General features: G+C 65.8%; 15 protein-coding genes. 12 read left to right on the plus strand and 3 right to left on the minus strand.

Annotated features, from left to right (window positions below):
• Nucleotides 1-227 precede the first annotated feature (227 nt).
• From tkt to VK98_RS04605, 10 genes are all read left to right on the plus strand, one after another.
• Complete coding sequence (tkt, locus tag VK98_RS04560; protein ID WP_048412901.1) at nt 228-2,213, plus strand: transketolase; 1,986 nt, start codon at nt 228-230, stop codon at nt 2,211-2,213.
• 130 nt (nt 2,214-2,343) lie between these two features.
• Entirely contained in the window at nt 2,344-3,354 is a 1,011-nt protein-coding gene (gap, locus tag VK98_RS04565) for a type I glyceraldehyde-3-phosphate dehydrogenase (protein ID WP_048412902.1), read from the plus strand.
• A 187-nt stretch (nt 3,355-3,541) separates the two neighbouring features.
• Nucleotides 3,542-4,657, plus strand: a complete 1,116-nt coding sequence (locus VK98_RS04570; RefSeq protein WP_048412903.1) for a zinc ribbon domain-containing protein — start codon at nt 3,542-3,544, stop codon at nt 4,655-4,657.
• A complete protein-coding gene (locus tag VK98_RS04575) occupies nt 4,644-5,819 on the plus strand; it encodes a phosphoglycerate kinase (RefSeq protein WP_048412904.1) in 1,176 nt (391 codons plus the stop codon). The genes VK98_RS04570 and VK98_RS04575 overlap by 14 nt, the downstream gene beginning before the upstream one ends.
• A gap of 94 nt (nt 5,820-5,913) precedes the next feature.
• Nucleotides 5,914-6,543: a LysE family translocator gene (locus tag VK98_RS04580; RefSeq protein WP_043589187.1), complete on the plus strand. Its 630-nt coding sequence runs from the start codon at nt 5,914-5,916 to the stop codon at nt 6,541-6,543.
• 85 nt (nt 6,544-6,628) lie between these two features.
• Nucleotides 6,629-7,693, plus strand: coding sequence for a class II fructose-bisphosphate aldolase (gene fba, locus VK98_RS04585; RefSeq protein ID WP_043640341.1), 1,065 nt, complete (start codon nt 6,629-6,631; stop codon nt 7,691-7,693).
• Between the two features lie 135 nt (nt 7,694-7,828).
• Nucleotides 7,829-8,080, plus strand: a complete 252-nt coding sequence (gene moaD / locus VK98_RS04590) for a molybdopterin converting factor subunit 1 (protein ID WP_048412905.1) — start codon at nt 7,829-7,831, stop codon at nt 8,078-8,080.
• A gap of 2 nt (nt 8,081-8,082) precedes the next feature.
• On the plus strand, nt 8,083-8,541 hold the full coding sequence (gene moaE / locus VK98_RS04595) for a molybdopterin synthase catalytic subunit MoaE (RefSeq protein WP_048412906.1): 459 nt from the start codon (nt 8,083-8,085) through the stop codon (nt 8,539-8,541).
• Nucleotides 8,538-9,122 carry a molybdenum cofactor guanylyltransferase MobA gene (gene mobA / locus VK98_RS04600; protein WP_048412907.1) on the plus strand — a complete coding sequence of 195 codons (585 nt, stop codon included), beginning with the start codon at nt 8,538-8,540 and terminating at the stop codon, nt 9,120-9,122. Before moaE ends, mobA begins: the two co-directional genes overlap by 4 nt.
• A gap of 178 nt (nt 9,123-9,300) precedes the next feature.
• Complete coding sequence (locus tag VK98_RS04605) at nt 9,301-10,992, plus strand: bifunctional metallophosphatase/5'-nucleotidase (RefSeq protein ID WP_156187764.1); 1,692 nt, start codon at nt 9,301-9,303, stop codon at nt 10,990-10,992.
• Here the strand turns inward: VK98_RS04605 and VK98_RS04610 are convergent.
• Nucleotides 10,976-11,608 carry a 3'-5' exonuclease gene (locus VK98_RS04610; protein ID WP_048412909.1) on the minus strand — a complete coding sequence of 211 codons (633 nt, stop codon included), beginning with the start codon at nt 11,606-11,608 and terminating at the stop codon, nt 10,976-10,978. The two genes, VK98_RS04605 and VK98_RS04610, sit on opposite strands and share 17 nt — an antisense overlap.
• A 138-nt stretch (nt 11,609-11,746) precedes the next feature.
• On the opposite strand from VK98_RS04610, the gene VK98_RS04615 reads away from it, so the two are divergent.
• A complete protein-coding gene (locus VK98_RS04615; protein ID WP_048412910.1) occupies nt 11,747-12,358 on the plus strand; it encodes an EAL and HDOD domain-containing protein in 612 nt (203 codons plus the stop codon).
• A gap of 13 nt (nt 12,359-12,371) precedes the next feature.
• On the opposite strand, the gene VK98_RS04620 is transcribed toward VK98_RS04615, so the two are convergent.
• Nucleotides 12,372-13,172, minus strand: coding sequence for an ABC transporter substrate-binding protein (locus tag VK98_RS04620; protein WP_053077226.1), 801 nt, complete (start codon nt 13,170-13,172; stop codon nt 12,372-12,374).
• A 219-nt stretch (nt 13,173-13,391) separates the two neighbouring features.
• Nucleotides 13,392-14,825 (minus strand): DEAD/DEAH box helicase, encoded by a 1,434-nt coding sequence (locus VK98_RS04625; protein WP_048412911.1) that lies wholly within the window; start codon nt 14,823-14,825, stop codon nt 13,392-13,394.
• A gap of 374 nt (nt 14,826-15,199) precedes the next feature.
• Here VK98_RS04625 and VK98_RS04630 point away from each other — a divergent pair, with 374 nt between their 5' ends.
• Nucleotides 15,200-15,886 (plus strand): MliC family protein, encoded by a 687-nt coding sequence (locus tag VK98_RS04630; RefSeq protein ID WP_053077227.1) that lies wholly within the window; start codon nt 15,200-15,202, stop codon nt 15,884-15,886.
• Nucleotides 15,887-15,896: the final 10 nt, after the last annotated feature.

Consider the following 15,896-nt stretch of genomic DNA (forward strand, 5'->3'; position numbering starts at 1 on the left):
AATGCATTTTATGCCTGCCTCGGCATTATCTTGCAAAACGGCCGCATCCGGCTATTTTTCGCGCCCTTTCATGCCGCCGCGGTATTCCACATGGCGCAGCGGTTGCCGCCCATGGTGAAAATCAGCGATAATTCCATGATTTTGCGACGGTTGGTCCATGCCGGAGGCATGTTCGGATGGCGCGGCCGTCGTCCTGGTTTCCACACAAGTCTTGAGGTTTTCCCGAAATGGTCACCCGTACCGAGCTTGCCAACGCCATCCGCTTCCTGTCCATGGATGCCGTTGAAAAAGCCAAATCCGGTCACCCCGGCGCCCCGATGGGGATGGCAGACATCGCGGAAGTATTGTGGCGCGATCACCTGAAACACAACCCGGCCAACCCCAACTGGCCAGACCGCGACCGCTTCGTGCTGTCCAACGGTCACGGTTCCATGTTGATCTACAGCCTGTTGCACCTCAGCGGCTACGACCTCTCCATCGAAGACCTCAAGCAGTTCCGTCAGCTTCACTCCAAGACTCCCGGCCATCCCGAATACGGCTACGCTCCCGGCATTGAAACCACCACCGGCCCGCTGGGCCAGGGCATCACCAACGCGGTGGGCATGGCGCTGGCCGAGAAAATGCTGGCGACGCAGTTCAACCGCGACGGCCATCAGATCGTAGACCATCACACTTACGCCTTCCTGGGCGACGGTTGCCTGATGGAGGGCATCAGCCACGAAGCGTGCTCGCTGGCCGGCACCTGGGGGCTCAACAAGCTGATCGCCTTCTGGGACGACAACGGCATCTCCATCGACGGTCATGTGGAAGGCTGGTTCACCGACGACACCCCGGCCCGTTTCGAAGCCTACGGCTGGCAGGTGATCAAGAACGTCAACGGCCACGATCCGGTGGAAGTGGCCACCGCCATCGCCACCGCGCAGAAGGAAAGCGCGCGTCCGACGCTGATCTGCTGCAAGACCACCATCGGCTTTGGCGCGCCCACCAAGCAGGGCAGCCACGATTGCCACGGCGCGCCGCTGGGCGCGGCCGAAATCGCCGCCGCGCGCGAAGGCCTGAACTGGCCGCACGCGCCGTTCGAGATCCCGGCCGAGATCTACGCCGCCTGGAGCGCGCGCGACAAGGGCGCGCTGGCCGAGATCGACTGGAACAAGCGTTTCGACGCCTACCGCGCCGCCTATCCGGAGCTGGCCGCCGAATTCAGCCGCCGCATGCAGGGCGAGCTGCCGGCCGGCTGGGAAGAGGCCAAGGCCGCCGCGCTGGCCAAGATCGCCGACGCCGCCCAGACCGTGGCCACCCGTAAGGCCAGCCAGATCGCGCTGGAAGCGCTGTCGCCGGCGCTGCCGGAATTCGTCGGCGGCTCCGCCGACCTGACCGGCTCCAACCTGACCAACTGGTCCGGCTCCAAGTGGATTGACCGCGAGGGCCAGGGCAACTACATCAGCTACGGCGTGCGCGAGTTCGGCATGGCCGCCATCATGAACGGCATGACCCTGCACGGCGGCCTGCGCCCGTACGGCGGCACCTTCCTGATGTTCAGCGAATACGCGCGCAACGCCTTGCGCATGGCTTCGCTGATGAAGATCAACCCGATCTTCGTGTTCACCCACGATTCCATCGGCCTCGGCGAAGACGGCCCCACCCACCAGCCGGTGGAGCAAGTGGCCACGCTGCGCTACATCCCCAACCACAATACCTGGCGTCCGTGCGACACCGCCGAAACTGCGGCGGCCTGGGCGCACGCCGTCGAGCAGAAGACCACGCCGAGCAGCATGGTGCTGAGCCGCCAGAACCTGCCCTTCGTCGTCCGCGACGCTGAGCAGCTGGCCGCGATCCAGAAGGGCGGCTACGTGCTGCGCGACGCCGCCGGCGCCCGCGCGGTGCTGATCGCCACCGGTTCCGAAGTGGAACTGGCGCTGAAGGCGCAGGAAGCGCTGGCGGCGGAAGGCGTCGCCGTGCGCGTGGTGTCCATGCCGTGCACCAATGTGTTCGACCGCCAAGACAAGGCCTGGCGCGACAGCGTGCTGCCGGCCGGCCTGCCGCGGCTGGCGATCGAAGCCGGCCATCCGGACTTCTGGCGCAAATACGTGGGCCTGGACGGCGACGTGGTCGGCATCGACCACTTCGGCGAATCCGCCCCGGCCCCGCAGCTGTTCCAGGCCTTCGGCTTCACCGTCGACAATGTAGTGGCCAGGACCAAAGCGCTGCTGTGATGTAAAGACAGGCCATTGCGAAAGCAATGGCCTTTTGTTCGCCGTTTCATGTAGTGGACGCACTACACAACACGCGGAGCGCCGGCCGGGAAACCGGGCGCTCCGGATCGTCCCCAGGAGATTTAGAAGCATGACTATCCGCATCGCCATCAATGGTTACGGCCGCATCGGCCGCCAGGTACTGCGCGCCATCTACGAAAACCAGCTGCACGACGATTTCAAAGTAGTGGCCGTCAACGCCACCGGCGATCTCAACATCAACGCCCACCTGACCAAGTTCGACACCGTGCACGGCCGCTTCCCCGGCGAAGTCGAGCAGGACGACGCCCACCTGATCCTGAACGGCGACAAGATTCCGTTCTTCAGCACCCGCAACCCGGCCGAGCTGCCGTGGAAGGCGCTGGACGTGGACCTGGTGCTGGAATGCACCGGCGCCTTCACCAGCAAGGACAAATGCCAGGCCCACCTGGACGCCGGCGCCAAGAAGGTGCTGATCTCCGCGCCGGGCGGCGACGACGTCGACGCCACCATCGTCTACGGCGTCAACCACGACGTGTTGAAGCCGGAAATGACCGTGGTCTCCAACGCCAGCTGCACCACCAACTGCCTGGCCCCGGTGGCCAAGGCGCTGCACCAGGCCATCGGCATCAAGAAAGGCCTGATGACCACCATCCACGCCTTCACCAACGATCAGGTGCTGACCGACGTCAAGCACAAGGACCTGCGCCGCGCCCGCTCCGCCACCGACAATATGATCCCGACCAAGACCGGCGCGGCCAAGGCCGTGGGCCTGGTGCTGCCGGAACTGAAGGGCAAGCTGGACGGCTTCTCGGTGCGAGTGCCCACCATCAACGTGTCGCTGGTGGACCTGACCTTCAGCGCCGCGCGCGACACCACCAAGGACGAGGTCAACGACATTCTGAAGGAAGCCTCCAACGGCGCGATGAAGGGCATCCTGGGCTACAACACCCTGCCGCTGGTGTCCGGCGACTTCAACCATACTGAGGAAGCCTCCACCTTCGATTCCACGCTGACCAAGGTCACTGGCGGCAATATGGTGAAAGTGCTGGCCTGGTACGACAACGAATGGGGTTTCAGCTGCCAGATGCTGCGCACCGCGCGCGCGATGTTCGCTTGCTGACGGCGATGTGATCCAGGAAATCCGGGCCGGCGCGCGATGCCGGCCCGGATTTTTTTGCGCCTGCTAGCGCGGGCGCTACATCCACCTGCATTTGATTGGTGTTAAGGTAGGGCCGTTTTTTTGGCATACACTTGCCGGGCGATCGCCGATCGCACCCCCGCTGAACCCGCCGTCACAGGAGAGCAGCATGCGACAGAACCAAGCATTGTCCCGCCCGGAAAAATGGGTCCGGCTGGCCTCCTGGCTGGTGGCCTTGGTGTTCGCCGGCTTTCTGTCCAATCTGGGCGAGCTGGTGATCCGCGACTTGTTCTACGTGCCGGACGGCGGCCCGCCGCAGCTGGAAACGCTGCAGCAGCAGGCCGGCGTCGAGCCGCTGCGGCAGCGGCAGCAGGCCTTGCAGCGCCAGAACGACGCGCAGCGCGCCCAGCTGGAAAACCTGGGCGCCACCCGCGAACAGCTGGAGCGCAATTACCAGACCCAGCGCAAGGGCCTGGCCAATTGGCTGGCCAGCCGCGCCACCAGCGCCGATCCGCAGCAAAGCGCCGAAGTCAGCCGCCGCACCCGCGAGCTGGACGCCCTGCAGGCGCAAATCCTGCAATGGCAGCAGAAGGAAGACCGGGCGAGCGACGGCCTGCGCGCGCTGGAGCGCAACCGGCAAACGCTGCAGGAGGAAATCGCCCGGGTGGAGGGCGTCGCCCAGGACCGTTACCAGCAGGCCTACCAGCGTTTCGAATTGAAGGTCTTCCTGCTGCGGCTGGCGGTGATCCTGCCGCTGCTCTTGCTGGCGGTATGGCTGTTCAGCCGCTACCGTACCCATCGCTACTGGTTCTTCGTTTACGGCTTCGGCCTGTTCGCGCTGTTCGCCTTCTTCGTCGAGCTGCTGCCCTATCTGCCCAATTTCGGCGGCTATGTGCGGCTGGCGGTGGGCATCGCGCTGACGGTGTTCGCCGGCCTGTGCATGATCCAGGCCTTTCAGCGCTACGCCGAGAAAAAACGCGCCGAGCTGCAACAAAGCCAGAGCGAGCGCGCGCGCCACGTGGCCTACGCCCAGGCGCTGGGCGCCTACCAGAAGAAAACTTGCCCGTCCTGCGACCATCAATACAATATTGCCGGCGACGACGCCGACTACTGCGTGCACTGCGGCCTGCAGCTGTTCCGCGGCTGCGACTGCGGCGCGCGCAATTTCGCCTTTTTTCCGTACTGCAAAAAATGTGGCCGCCCCGGCGCCAAGCCGGAGTCCGCGCCGATGAATCAATCGACAAGCGAATCCAAACCCGAGCGAGCGAACGATGAAATTCAATAAACTTTCCGAACTGGCCCTGGCCTGCAAGCGCGTGCTGATCCGCGTGGACATGAACGTGCCGGTGAAAAACGGCGTCATCGGCGACGATACCCGCATCCGCGCCAGCCTGCCGTCCATCGAGCTGTGCCTGAAGGCCGGCGCCGGCGTGATCCTGATGACCCATCTGGGCCGCCCCACCGAGGGCGAGCCCAAGCCGGAAGACAGCCTGGCGCCGGTGGTGGAGCGCTTGTCCGGTTTGTTGGGCAAGCCGGTGCGCCTGGTGGCGGACTGGCGGTCCGGCTTCAGCGTGGCCCCCGGCGAAGTGGCGATGCTGGAGAACGTGCGCCTGAACCAGGGCGAGAAAAAGAACAACGCCGACCTGGGCCGCGCCTACGCTGCCTTGTGCGACGTTTTCGTCAACGACGCCTTCGGCACCGCCCACCGCGCCGAAGCCTCCACCCACGCGGTGGCCCAGTTCGCGCCGGCCGCCTGCGCCGGCGTGCTGCTCTCCGCCGAGCTGGAAGCGCTGGGCAAGGCGCTGCAAGCGCCGGCGCGGCCGCTGGTGGCCATCGTCGCCGGCTCCAAGGTGTCCACCAAGCTGACCATTCTGGAATCGCTGGCCGACAAGGTGGACCAGCTGATCGTGGGCGGCGGCATCGCCAACACCTTCCTGCTGGCCGAAGGCAAGGCCATAGGCAAATCGCTGGCCGAAGCCGAGCTGGTGGATGAGGCCAAGAAGGTGATCGCCAAGATCCGCGCCCGCGGCGGCGACGTGCCGCTGCCGGCTGACGTGGTCTGCGCCAAGGAATTCGCCGAAACCGCCGCCGCCGTGACCAAGAGCGCGGCCGAGGTGGCCGCCGACGACATGATCCTGGACATCGGCCCGGATTCGGCGCGAGAGCTGGCCGCCATCATCGCCAAGGCCGGCACCGTGGTGTGGAACGGCCCGGTGGGCGTGTTCGAGTTCGAGCAGTTCGGCGGCGGCACCAAGACCCTGGCCCAGGCCATAGCAGCCTCGCCGGCCTTCTCCATCGCCGGCGGCGGCGACACCCTGGCGGCGATCGCCAAGTACGGCATCACCGACGACATCAGCTACATCTCCACCGGCGGCGGCGCCTTCCTGGAGTTCCTGGAAGGCAAGGAGCTGCCGGCGGTGGCTATTCTGGCCGAGCGCGCGGGCTGAGGGTAGGGAAAAAGGCGATCAGGATGAATGGCTTGCGTTACACTGGCTTATTCATCGCCGTTTCATCCTGATGGCCCACCCGCCGGAGATTTCCATGTCGCTCAATACCTGGTTGCTGTTCGTCACCACCGTGTTTTTCGTCTCGGCCACGCCCGGCCCCAATATGCTGCTGGCGATGACCCACGGCATTCACTATGGGGTTAGGCGCACGCTGATGACTTGCTTCGGCCTGATGACGGCGCTGGGTTTGATCATGTTCGGCTCCGCCGCCGGACTGGGCGCGGTGCTGGCCACCTCCGAACTGCTGTTTTCCTTGGTAAAATACGCCGGCGCCGCCTATTTGATCTATCTGGGGATCAAGACCTGGCGCAGCCAGCCGCAGCCGGTGGAGGAAATCCGCGAGGCGGCGACCGGCAAGCACACGCCCTGGGGCATGTTCCGCACCGGCTTTCTGGTGGCGATGAGCAACCCCAAGGCCTTTATCTTCTTTACCGCGCTGTTCCCGCAGTTCATGAACGCGCAGCAGCCGCAGGGGCCTCAGCTGGCTATCCTGGCGGCGACGTTTTACGTGATCGAGGCGTCGTGGCAGCTGGCTTACGCCGGCGGCGGTGCGCGTTTGGCCGGCTGGCTGAACAGCGCGCGGCGTCTCAAGCTGGTCAACAAGGTGTCCGGCGGCGCTTTCGTCGGCGCCGGCGTGTTGTTGTCCAGCGTGTCCCGACACTGATTGATGAATTCGCCTCGGGCCGCTGCGCGGTCCGGGCGCCAACCATGTTCCGCCCCGGCGGAGCAGTTTGCGGAGATTGAACACCATGGCTCTCGTTTCCATGCGTCAGCTGCTGGACCACGCAGCGGAATTCGGCTACGGCCTGCCGGCCTTCAACGTCAACAACCTGGAGCAGATGCGCGCCATCATGGAGGCCGCCGACAAGGTGAACGCCCCGGTGATCGTGCAGGCCTCCGCCGGCGCGCGCAAATACGCCGGCGCGCCTTTCCTGCGCCACATGATCCTGGCCGCGGTGGAAGAATTCCCGCATATCCCGGTGGTGATGCATCAGGATCACGGCACCAGCCCGGACGTGTGCCAGCGTTCGATCCAGCTCGGCTTCTCCTCGGTGATGATGGACGGCTCGCTGAAGAGCGACGGCAAGACCCCGGCCGACTATGACTACAACGTCGACGTCACCCGCACCGTGGTCAACTTCGCCCATGCCTGCGGCGTGTCGGTGGAAGGCGAGATCGGCTGCCTGGGCAGCCTGGAAACCGGCATGGCCGGCGAAGAGGACGGCGTCGGCGCCGAAGGCGTGCTGGACCACAGCCAGCTGCTGACCGATCCGGAAGAAGCCGCCCAGTTCGTCAAGGACACCGGCGTGGACGCGCTGGCCATCGCCATCGGCACCAGCCACGGCGCCTACAAATTCAGCAAGAAGCCCACCGGCGACGTGCTGCGCATCGACCGCATCAAGGAAATCCACGCCCGCATCCCCAACACCCACCTGGTGATGCACGGCTCCTCCAGCGTGCCGCAGGAATGGCTGCAGATCATCAACGAATTCGGCGGCGATCTGGGCGAAACCTACGGCGTGCCGGTGGAAGAGATCGTGGAAGGCATCAAGCACGGCGTGCGCAAGGTCAATATCGACACCGACCTGCGCCTGGCCTCCACCGGCGCCATCCGCCGCTTCCTGGCCCAGCACCCGGCCGAATTCGATCCGCGCAAATACCTGAAGGTGTCCACCGACGCGATGCGCGACATCTGTATCGCCCGCTACGAAGCCTTCGGCTCCGCCGGCCAGGCCAGCAAGATCAAGGCGATCAACCTGGACACCATGGCCAATAAATACCTGAAGGGCGAGCTGGCGCAGATCGTCAAGTAAGAATCTGCGCTCCTGCCCCGACCAGCCCGCCGCGCGCGGGCTTTTTTGCGGGCGGGCCTAGCCACCTTGACGTATTGGAGGCCCGGCGCGGATTGCTTACACTGCGGTATCCGCTCAACTGCACGGAGGCAGGCGATGAAACTGAATCTTTTGTATTTTGCCCGCTTGCGGGACGAGTTCGGCCTGGAGAGCGAACACCTGGACAGCGAGGCGGCCACGGTGGAGGAGCTGCTGGTGGAGCTGCGGCTGCGCGGCGAAGTCTGGGCGCGGGAGCTGGCCGCCGACCGGGTGTTCCGCGTGGCGGTGAACCAGCAGATGGCGCGGCTGGACGCCGTCTTGAGCGACGGCGACGAAGTGGCGGTGTTTCCGCCGGTGACCGGAGGATGAGCATGGACGCGTTCACGGTGCGGGTGCAGCCGCAGCGCTTCAGCGCCGGCGCGGAAATCGACGCGCTGTCCGGCAACCCGGCCTGCGGCGCGGTGGTCAGCTTCAGCGGCCTGGTGCGCGATTACGGCGACAGCCGCGACGTGACGGCGCTGGAACTGGAGCACTATCCGGGCATGACCGAAAAGGCTTTGGCCGCGATTGTGGAGGAGGCGCGCCGGCGCTGGCCGCTGCAGGCGGCCACCGTCATCCACCGCGTCGGGCGGCTGACGCTGGGCGAAGCCATCGTGTTGGTGGTGGTGGCCAGCGGCCACCGCCGCGATGCTTTCGCCGCCGCGGAATTCCTGATGGATTACCTGAAACAGGACGCGCCGTTCTGGAAGAAGGAAATCCTGGCCGACGGCAGCGCGCGCTGGGTGGAGGCCAAGCACAGCGACGCCCGGGCGGCGGAACGCTGGCAATGAGCCACCAGGCGCTGATCCTGGCTGGCGGCCGCGCCACGCGCATGGGCGGCGTCGACAAGGGCCTGGCCGTCCTGTCCGGGCGGCCGTTGCTGGCGCACGCCTTGGCGGCGCTGTCCGCGCAGACGCCGCCGCCCGAGCGGGTCTGGGTTTCGGCCAATCGCAATCTGGACGCGTACGCCGATTTTGGCTGCCCGCTGTTGCCGGACAGCCTGCCGGATTATCCGGGGCCCTTGGCCGGGGTGCTGGCGGCTTTGGAACGCGACGACGGCGCGGTCTGGCTGGTGATGCCCTGCGACGCGGTGCGGCTGCCGGCCGATTTCTCGCGCCGCTTGCTGGCGGAAGTGGCGGCCGGCCGCCAGGCGGCCAGCGCGAGCGACCGCGAAGGCTGGCATCCCAGCCTGCTGGCTTTGGGGCCCGGCCTGCGCGCCGGGCTGGCCGCCTACCTGGCCGGCGGCGGCCGCTCCATCCGCGGCTGGCTGGCCGGGCTGGACCATGTCGAAGTGGCGTTCGACCACCTCTTTCCCAATCTCAACACCGCGGACGCGCTGGCGGCCTTGGAGGCGGAGCCGCGCGCCGACTGAGGCCGGCATGGCGTTTTGCTTCGCATCACGAAAGTTTTAACTCTTTGTCATTTTGTTTTGCTATAGTGCGCGCGATCGGAGCGTCCATCGCGGTCCATGGCAGTGGACGGGCGTCTCCCCATTCGATCGCGGCCGGCGGCGCCGGCGCGCGACAACAAACAAGACAAGGATGCGTTTCGTGAAACTGAAAACCATGAGCGTGTGCCTGGCGGCGAGCCTGGCGCTGTTCGGCTGTTCCGCCGGCTCCGGCGGCTGGGGTCCGGGCGATCAGAACACCGGCGTCTCGCGCCAGCCGGTGGTGGTGAAGATGATCGCCTTCAACGATTTCCACGGCAATCTGGAAATGCCGGGCCAGCTGACGGTGCCGGATCCGGCAGACCCGAGCAAGACCGTCAAGATCAACGCCGGCGGCGTCGATTACCTGGCGGCCTGGGTGCAGTCGCTGCGCGCCAAATCGCCGAATACCGTGGTGGTGTCGGCCGGCGATCTGATCGGCGCCAGCCCGCTGGTGTCCGGTCTGTTCCACGACGAGCCCACCATCGAGGCGATGAACCTGCTGGGCCTGGACCTCAACGCCGTCGGCAACCACGAGTTCGACGACGGCCAGCAGGAACTGCTGCGGATGCAGAACGGCGGCTGCAAGACGGGCGCGACCACCACTTCCTGCCAGAACGGCAAGTTCGTCGGCGCCAAGTTCAAGTTCCTGGCGGCCAACGTCAAGAAAAGCGACGGCGGCACCCTGTTCCCGGCTTACGAGATCAAGAAGTTCGGCGGCATCCCGGTGGCCTTCATCGGCATGACGCTGAAAGGCACGCCGGAGATCGTGTCGCCGGACGGCATCAAGGGGCTGAGCTTCCAGGACGAGGCGGCCACGGTGAACCAGCTGATTCCGCAGTTGAAGCGGCAGGGCGTGTCCGCCGTGGTGGTGGTGGTGCACGAGGGCGGCTACCAGAGCGGCAACTTCAACGATTGCAACGGCGTGTCCGGTCCCATCGTCGACATCGTCAAGAAGCTGGACCCGGCGGTGAAGCTGGTGGTCACCGGCCACACCCATCAGGCCTACAACTGCGTGATAGACGGCCGTCGGGTGACCAGCGCCAAGAATTATGGCCAACTGTTCACCGAGATCGACTTCGTGCTGGACCCGGCCACCCGCGACGTCAAGCCCGGCTCCATCCAGGCGCAGAATCGGGTGGTGGCCCGCGACATCGCGCCGCTGGCCTCGGTCAGCAATCTGGTCAAGCTGTACAAGGACCTGGTGGCCCCGGTGGCCAACCGCGTGGTGGGCCAGGCGGCGGGCACTTTGGACCGCACCCCGTCCGCGGCCGGCGAAACCGCCTTGGGCGACGTGGTGGCCGACGCGCAACTGACGGCCGGCGCGGCTCAGGGCGCGGTGGTGGCCTTCATGAACCCGGGCGGCGTGCGTGCCGACATCATTCCCGGCGCCGGCGGCGACGTCACTTACAGCCAATTGTTCACCACCCAGCCCTTCGGCAATGTGATGACCACGCTGACCCTGACCGGCGCGCAGATCGACCAGTTGCTGGAGCAGCAATGGAGCGATCCGTCCAAGGTCAAGATTCTGCAAGTGTCCAAGGGGTTCAGCTATAGCTGGAACCCGGCGGCGCCGACGGGCAACAAGGTGGACATCGCCAGCATCAAGATCAACGGCGTGGCCATCGATCCGCTGCTCAACTACCGGGTGCAGGTCAACAACTTCATCGCCGGCGGCGGCGACGGCTTCACCGTGCTGACCCAGGGCGTCAATCGGGTGGGCGGCGGCGTGGACGTGGACGTGCTGGAGAGCTATTTCGCCGGCGCCTCGCCGGTGGCGGTGCCGGCGCTGAACCGGATTACGCGTCTGCCTTGAGCCTGGCCGCCGGCGGCAGCCGTCCGCGCGCTTCCAGCGCGCGGAACACCCGCAGCGCCACCCAGGCGTCGTTGCCGGCGTAGGCCTGCTGCGCCGGCGTCAGCGGCAGCTTGGACCAGTTGGTGGTGGACAGTTTTTTGGACTTGCGGAAGTACTGGCCGAACAGCCGCGCCACCGCCTGCACCGCGCCGACGGTGATGCGCGCATCGTCGCTGTCGAAGCAGGAGACCAGGTCCAGCACCCGGCCGCAGCGTATGCCCAGCCGTTGCTGCAGCAGCGCCTGGTCGGAACTGAGCTCGAAGCCCGCCAGCAGCCGCTGCGGATCTTCCAGCAGGGTTTTCAGCTCCGGCGCGCACTGGCCGTCCTGCACCGGGAACAGCCAGGCCCCGTCGTCGCTGGCCAGCTGGATCAGGTGCGGGCCGGTCGGCTTTTCGCCCTTGTGGAAGGTGGGGCGGGATTCGGTGTCGAAGCCCAGCACCGCGCAGTCGCCCAACTCCCGCAGCGCGGCGGCGGCCAGTTCCGGCGTGGCGGCCAGCCGCACCTGTTCCGGCGTCAGGCCGGCGAACAGCGGCAGCGTTTTGATCTCCTCGCGAGGAATTTGTCGGGTAGGCAACATGGCGGACTCGCTGACTTGAGGGTAATTTGCAACCTTACCGCATTTAATGGCGCGGGTCAGGCATAAGCTGTCATATTTTTTGGGCGCTTCAGCAGGAGATGCCCAACAGCGGCGGCAATATCCTGTAGTATCGTCGGCATGCCTAATTCTTCACGTTATCTTGGCCGGCAGGCAATCGTCGACCGCCAGCAGCAACTGGTGGCCTATGAGCTATTGTTCCGCTCCAGTCCGGCCAATTTCGCCCTGGTGCGCGACGATCTGCTCGCCAGCGCCGAGGTGCTGCGCAACGCCTTCGGAGAGCTGGGCTGCGCGGATGTGTTGGGCCAGTTTCCCGGTTTCATCAACGCCAGCGCCGATTTGTTGCAAGACCCCATCCTGGACCAATTGCCGGCGGAGCGGCTGGTGCTGGAAATACTGGAAACGGTGACCGTCACCGAGGCCCTGCTGCAACGGATGGCGCTGCTGCGCCAACGCGGCTTCCGCCTGGCGCTGGACGACGTGATCCACCTGGGGCCGGATCAGACGGCGATGTTGCCGCTGGTGGACATCGTCAAGGTGGACGTGGCGGCGGTGGAGCCGGAGCGGCTGCCGGCGCTGATGGCCCAATTGAGCGATTTCGACGGCATCTTGCTGGCGGAAAAGGTGGACAGTCGCGAGCAGTTCGAACGTTGCCGCGAGCTGGGCTTCCACTGGTTCCAGGGTTATTTCCACGGCCGGCCGGTGGTGCTGAGCAGCGCGGACGCGCCCTAGCTTCGCCTTCTTTTCACTGCGCCTTGATCGGCTTGTGGTAGGCCAGGCTGGCCGCCCGGGTTTCCGCCACGATGCGATCGAACTCCCCGCTGTCCTGCAAGGCCTTCAGGCCGCGATTGAAACGCTCCACCAATTCCGGGCCCTGGCGGTGCTTGCGCCAGATCACCACGTGCAGCGGCGCCACCCAGAACGATTTGTTTTGCGGCTCCAGCTGCTGGGCCAGCCGAGGCTGGAAGTTGCGCGCGATCAGGTATTGGCCCACTTCCATGTCGATGGGGAACAGGTCAATGCGGCCGGCCAGCAGCTTGCGCAAATTGGTGACGTCGTCCGGCGCCATGTCCGGGATCAGGTGACCGGCCTTGACCTGCCGGTTGAATTCGTCGGAATAGAAATTGCCGACGGTGACGCCCACCCGCGCGTGGCGCAGATTGGACAGGTCGTTCCAGGGAAAGCTGGCGTTGCGGCGCTGGAAAAACACCATGCGCGCATGCAGCACCGGCTGGGTGAACAGCAGATCCTGCTTGCGCTCCGGCGTCGGCGCCCAGCCGAAGCTGCCGTCCACGGTGCCGTTGCGCGCCGATTGCAGCGTGCGGTTGTTGGGGTAGTAACGGAAGGCGACGTCGACGTTGGAACGGGCGAACGCCTCTTTGACCAGACGCGACAAAATGCCGTCGTACGGCAGTTCCTTGCCCATATAGGGCGGCCACTCCTGGTTGGACAGGGTGATTTTCAGACGTGGCGCGGCCTGCGGCTGAGCTGCCGCCAGCAGGACTACAGCCAGGCTGCCCAGCAGCCAGCTGCGAAGTCTCATCATTTCCCCGAATCCTTGCTCGATCTGTGCGCGTTGTACGCGTGCTGCCCGCGCGGAGCGCGGCGCGCGCCGCCTCCGCTCGATATTGTTGTCGGCCCCAGGGCCTGTTGCTGAATCGTAGGCAGGTTTGGCGCTCGCCGTAAAGCGCTTCCATCGCCGCGGGGCCGGCGAAGGGGCGCTGCGGCGGCCGCGCCGACAGGGCGCGACGCCGCGGAAGGAGGCTTAGCGGCCTTTCGGCGGGCTGAACAACGCCGAGCTCGGACGCGAGGAGGCGGGCTTGCCGCGTTGACCCTGACCCTGGCCTTGCGACGAGCGCTGACCCGGCTGGCCGTTTGTGGCGTTTTTGGCCTGACCCTGTCCTTGACCCTGGCGCGGCTTGGACGCCGGCGAGCGATGGCCGTGGCCGGTGGGCTTGCTGTCCGGCTGGTGGCGCGGCTTGCCGCCGCCGCCCTGGCGCTGCGGCTGGCCGCGGCGGTTGCCGCCGCCCATCGGGATGGGTTCGGGCTTGACCGACAGATCCGCCTCGAAGCCCGGCACCGCGAAGCGCTCGATCGATTGCTTGGTGAGCTTCTCGATGTCTTTCAGGAAGCTGAACTCGTCGACGCAGACCAGCGACACCGCCTCGCCCTTGCTGCCGGCGCGGCCGGTGCGGCCGATGCGGTGCACGTAGTCTTCAGGCACATTGGGCAATTCGAAGTTGACCACGTGCGGCAGCTGGTCGATGTCCAGGCCGCGCGCGGCGATGTCGGTGGCCACCAGCACCTGCAGCTCGCCGCTCTTGAAGTCGGCCAGCGCGCGGGTGCGCGCGTTCTGGCTCTTGTTGCCGTGAATCGCGGCGGCGGGAATGCCGGTTTTCTCCAGTTTTTCCGCCAGGCGGTTGGCGCCGTGTTTGGTGCGGGTGAACACCAGCGCCTGGAACCAGTTGCGCTCTTTGATCAGGTGGATCAGCAGGTCGGTTTTGCGGTCGCGGTCCACCAGGTGGATCTTCTGGTCCACCAGCTCGTTGGTGGTGTTGCGGCGCGCCACTTCCACCAGCTTGGGGCTGTCCAGCAGACGGTCGGCCAGGCCTTTGATCTCGTCGGAGAAGGTGGCGGAGAACAGCAGGTTCTGGCGTTTGGCCGGCAGCAGCGCCAGCACTTTGCGGATGTCGTGGATGAAGCCCATGTCCAGCATGCGGTCGGCTTCGTCCAGCACCAGGATCTCAACGCCGGACAAATCGATGTTGCGCTGGCCGGCGTGGTCCAGCAGGCGGCCGGGGGTGGCCACCAGGATGTCCAGCGGCTTGCGCAGCTCGCGGGTCTGCGGATTGATGTTGACGCCGCCGAACATCACCATGGATTTGAGCGGCAGGTATTTGCCGTAGGTCTGCACCGACTCCTCAACCTGAGCGGCCAACTCGCGGGTGGGCGTCAGCACCAGCGCGCGCGGACGGCCCGGCTGGGTGGACGGCTTGCCCATCAGCAGCTGCAGCAAGGGCAGGGTGAAGCCGGCGGTTTTGCCGGTGCCGGTCTGGGCCGCGGCCAGCAGGTCGCCGCCTTGCAGCACTTGCGGGATGGCCTGGGCCTGGATCGGAGTGGGGGTGGTGTAGCCGGTTTCGCTGACGGCGCGCAACAGGGATTCGGCCAGACCGAGGTCGGCAAAGGTGAGTGTGGACATGTTTGCTCCTGCGACGGCCTATCGCAGTATGTGCGAACCAATCCAGGCTGACGGGAAAAAGTTAGGGATGCGATGGGCGCTTCGGGATGAAGCGCGCGCGGCGCGCAAAGATTGGAATTGCGCGCGGGAGGCCGGAGTTTACCTTCAAATCGTCGGCTTGGGAACTTGTCGCCGCATTGTCATATCCATTCCAGCGGAATTCAAAGCCGCGCGCGGTCGTTTTGACGGCCGATATTATTAATAAATGCGAATGGGCGAACTGGTATCATGCTGTCACGCCGCCGGAGCGTTTGGGCTCCGCGGCGGCAAGATGCCCTGTTTTGATGTGTCCGCCCGGGATGGGCGGCGAATAACGCAGTTCAGAGGAAATCGGTATGCCTGGATCCGCCCGTAGGCTGGTCGGCTTGATCATATTGTGTCCGGCCTTGGCGCTGGCCGCCGGCAAGGGCGGTTCGGAGGGCGGCCACGGCCGCGCGGCGGAGAGCGGCAAGGCCGTGGAGGAAGCGGCGGAGGCCAACGCGCCGGCGGCGACCGATTTCAATTGCGACAAGCCGGGCAATCCGGTGGAGGCCATGGTGTGTCAGGACGACAGCCTGACCCGGCAGGACAACAGGCTGGAGAAGGTTTACGCCCAGGCCTTGGAGCAGGCGCAGCAGGGGCGGCCGGGCGCCGAGGCCAAGCTGATCGCCGAGCAGCGGCGCTGGGTGAAAAGCCTGAAGGACTGCGTCAAGACCGAGGACATGCATATGTGCCTGGGCGACGTTTACATCATGCGCATCACCCAGTTGCAGGCGGCCTGGGGCCTGGCCCCGTCGCTGACGCCCTTGCGCTACGTCTGCAAGGGCAACGCCACCCGCACCGTGCTGGCCACCTTTTACCGCACTCACCCGCCCACGGTGAAGCTGGAGTACAACGGCTCCACCGCCATCCTGCACCAGGGCCTGAGCGGCAGCGGCGCGCGCTACGCGGCGCCGGGGCTGGAGCTGTGGATCAAGGGCCGCGAGGCCAGCATTACCTGGCGCGGCGAACCTTTGGACTGCTCCAGCCAGCCTTCGCCCTAAGAACCTGTTT

Source organism: Chromobacterium sp. LK11 (assembly GCF_001043705.1).
Taxonomy (GTDB): domain Bacteria; phylum Pseudomonadota; class Gammaproteobacteria; order Burkholderiales; family Chromobacteriaceae; genus Chromobacterium; species Chromobacterium alkanivorans.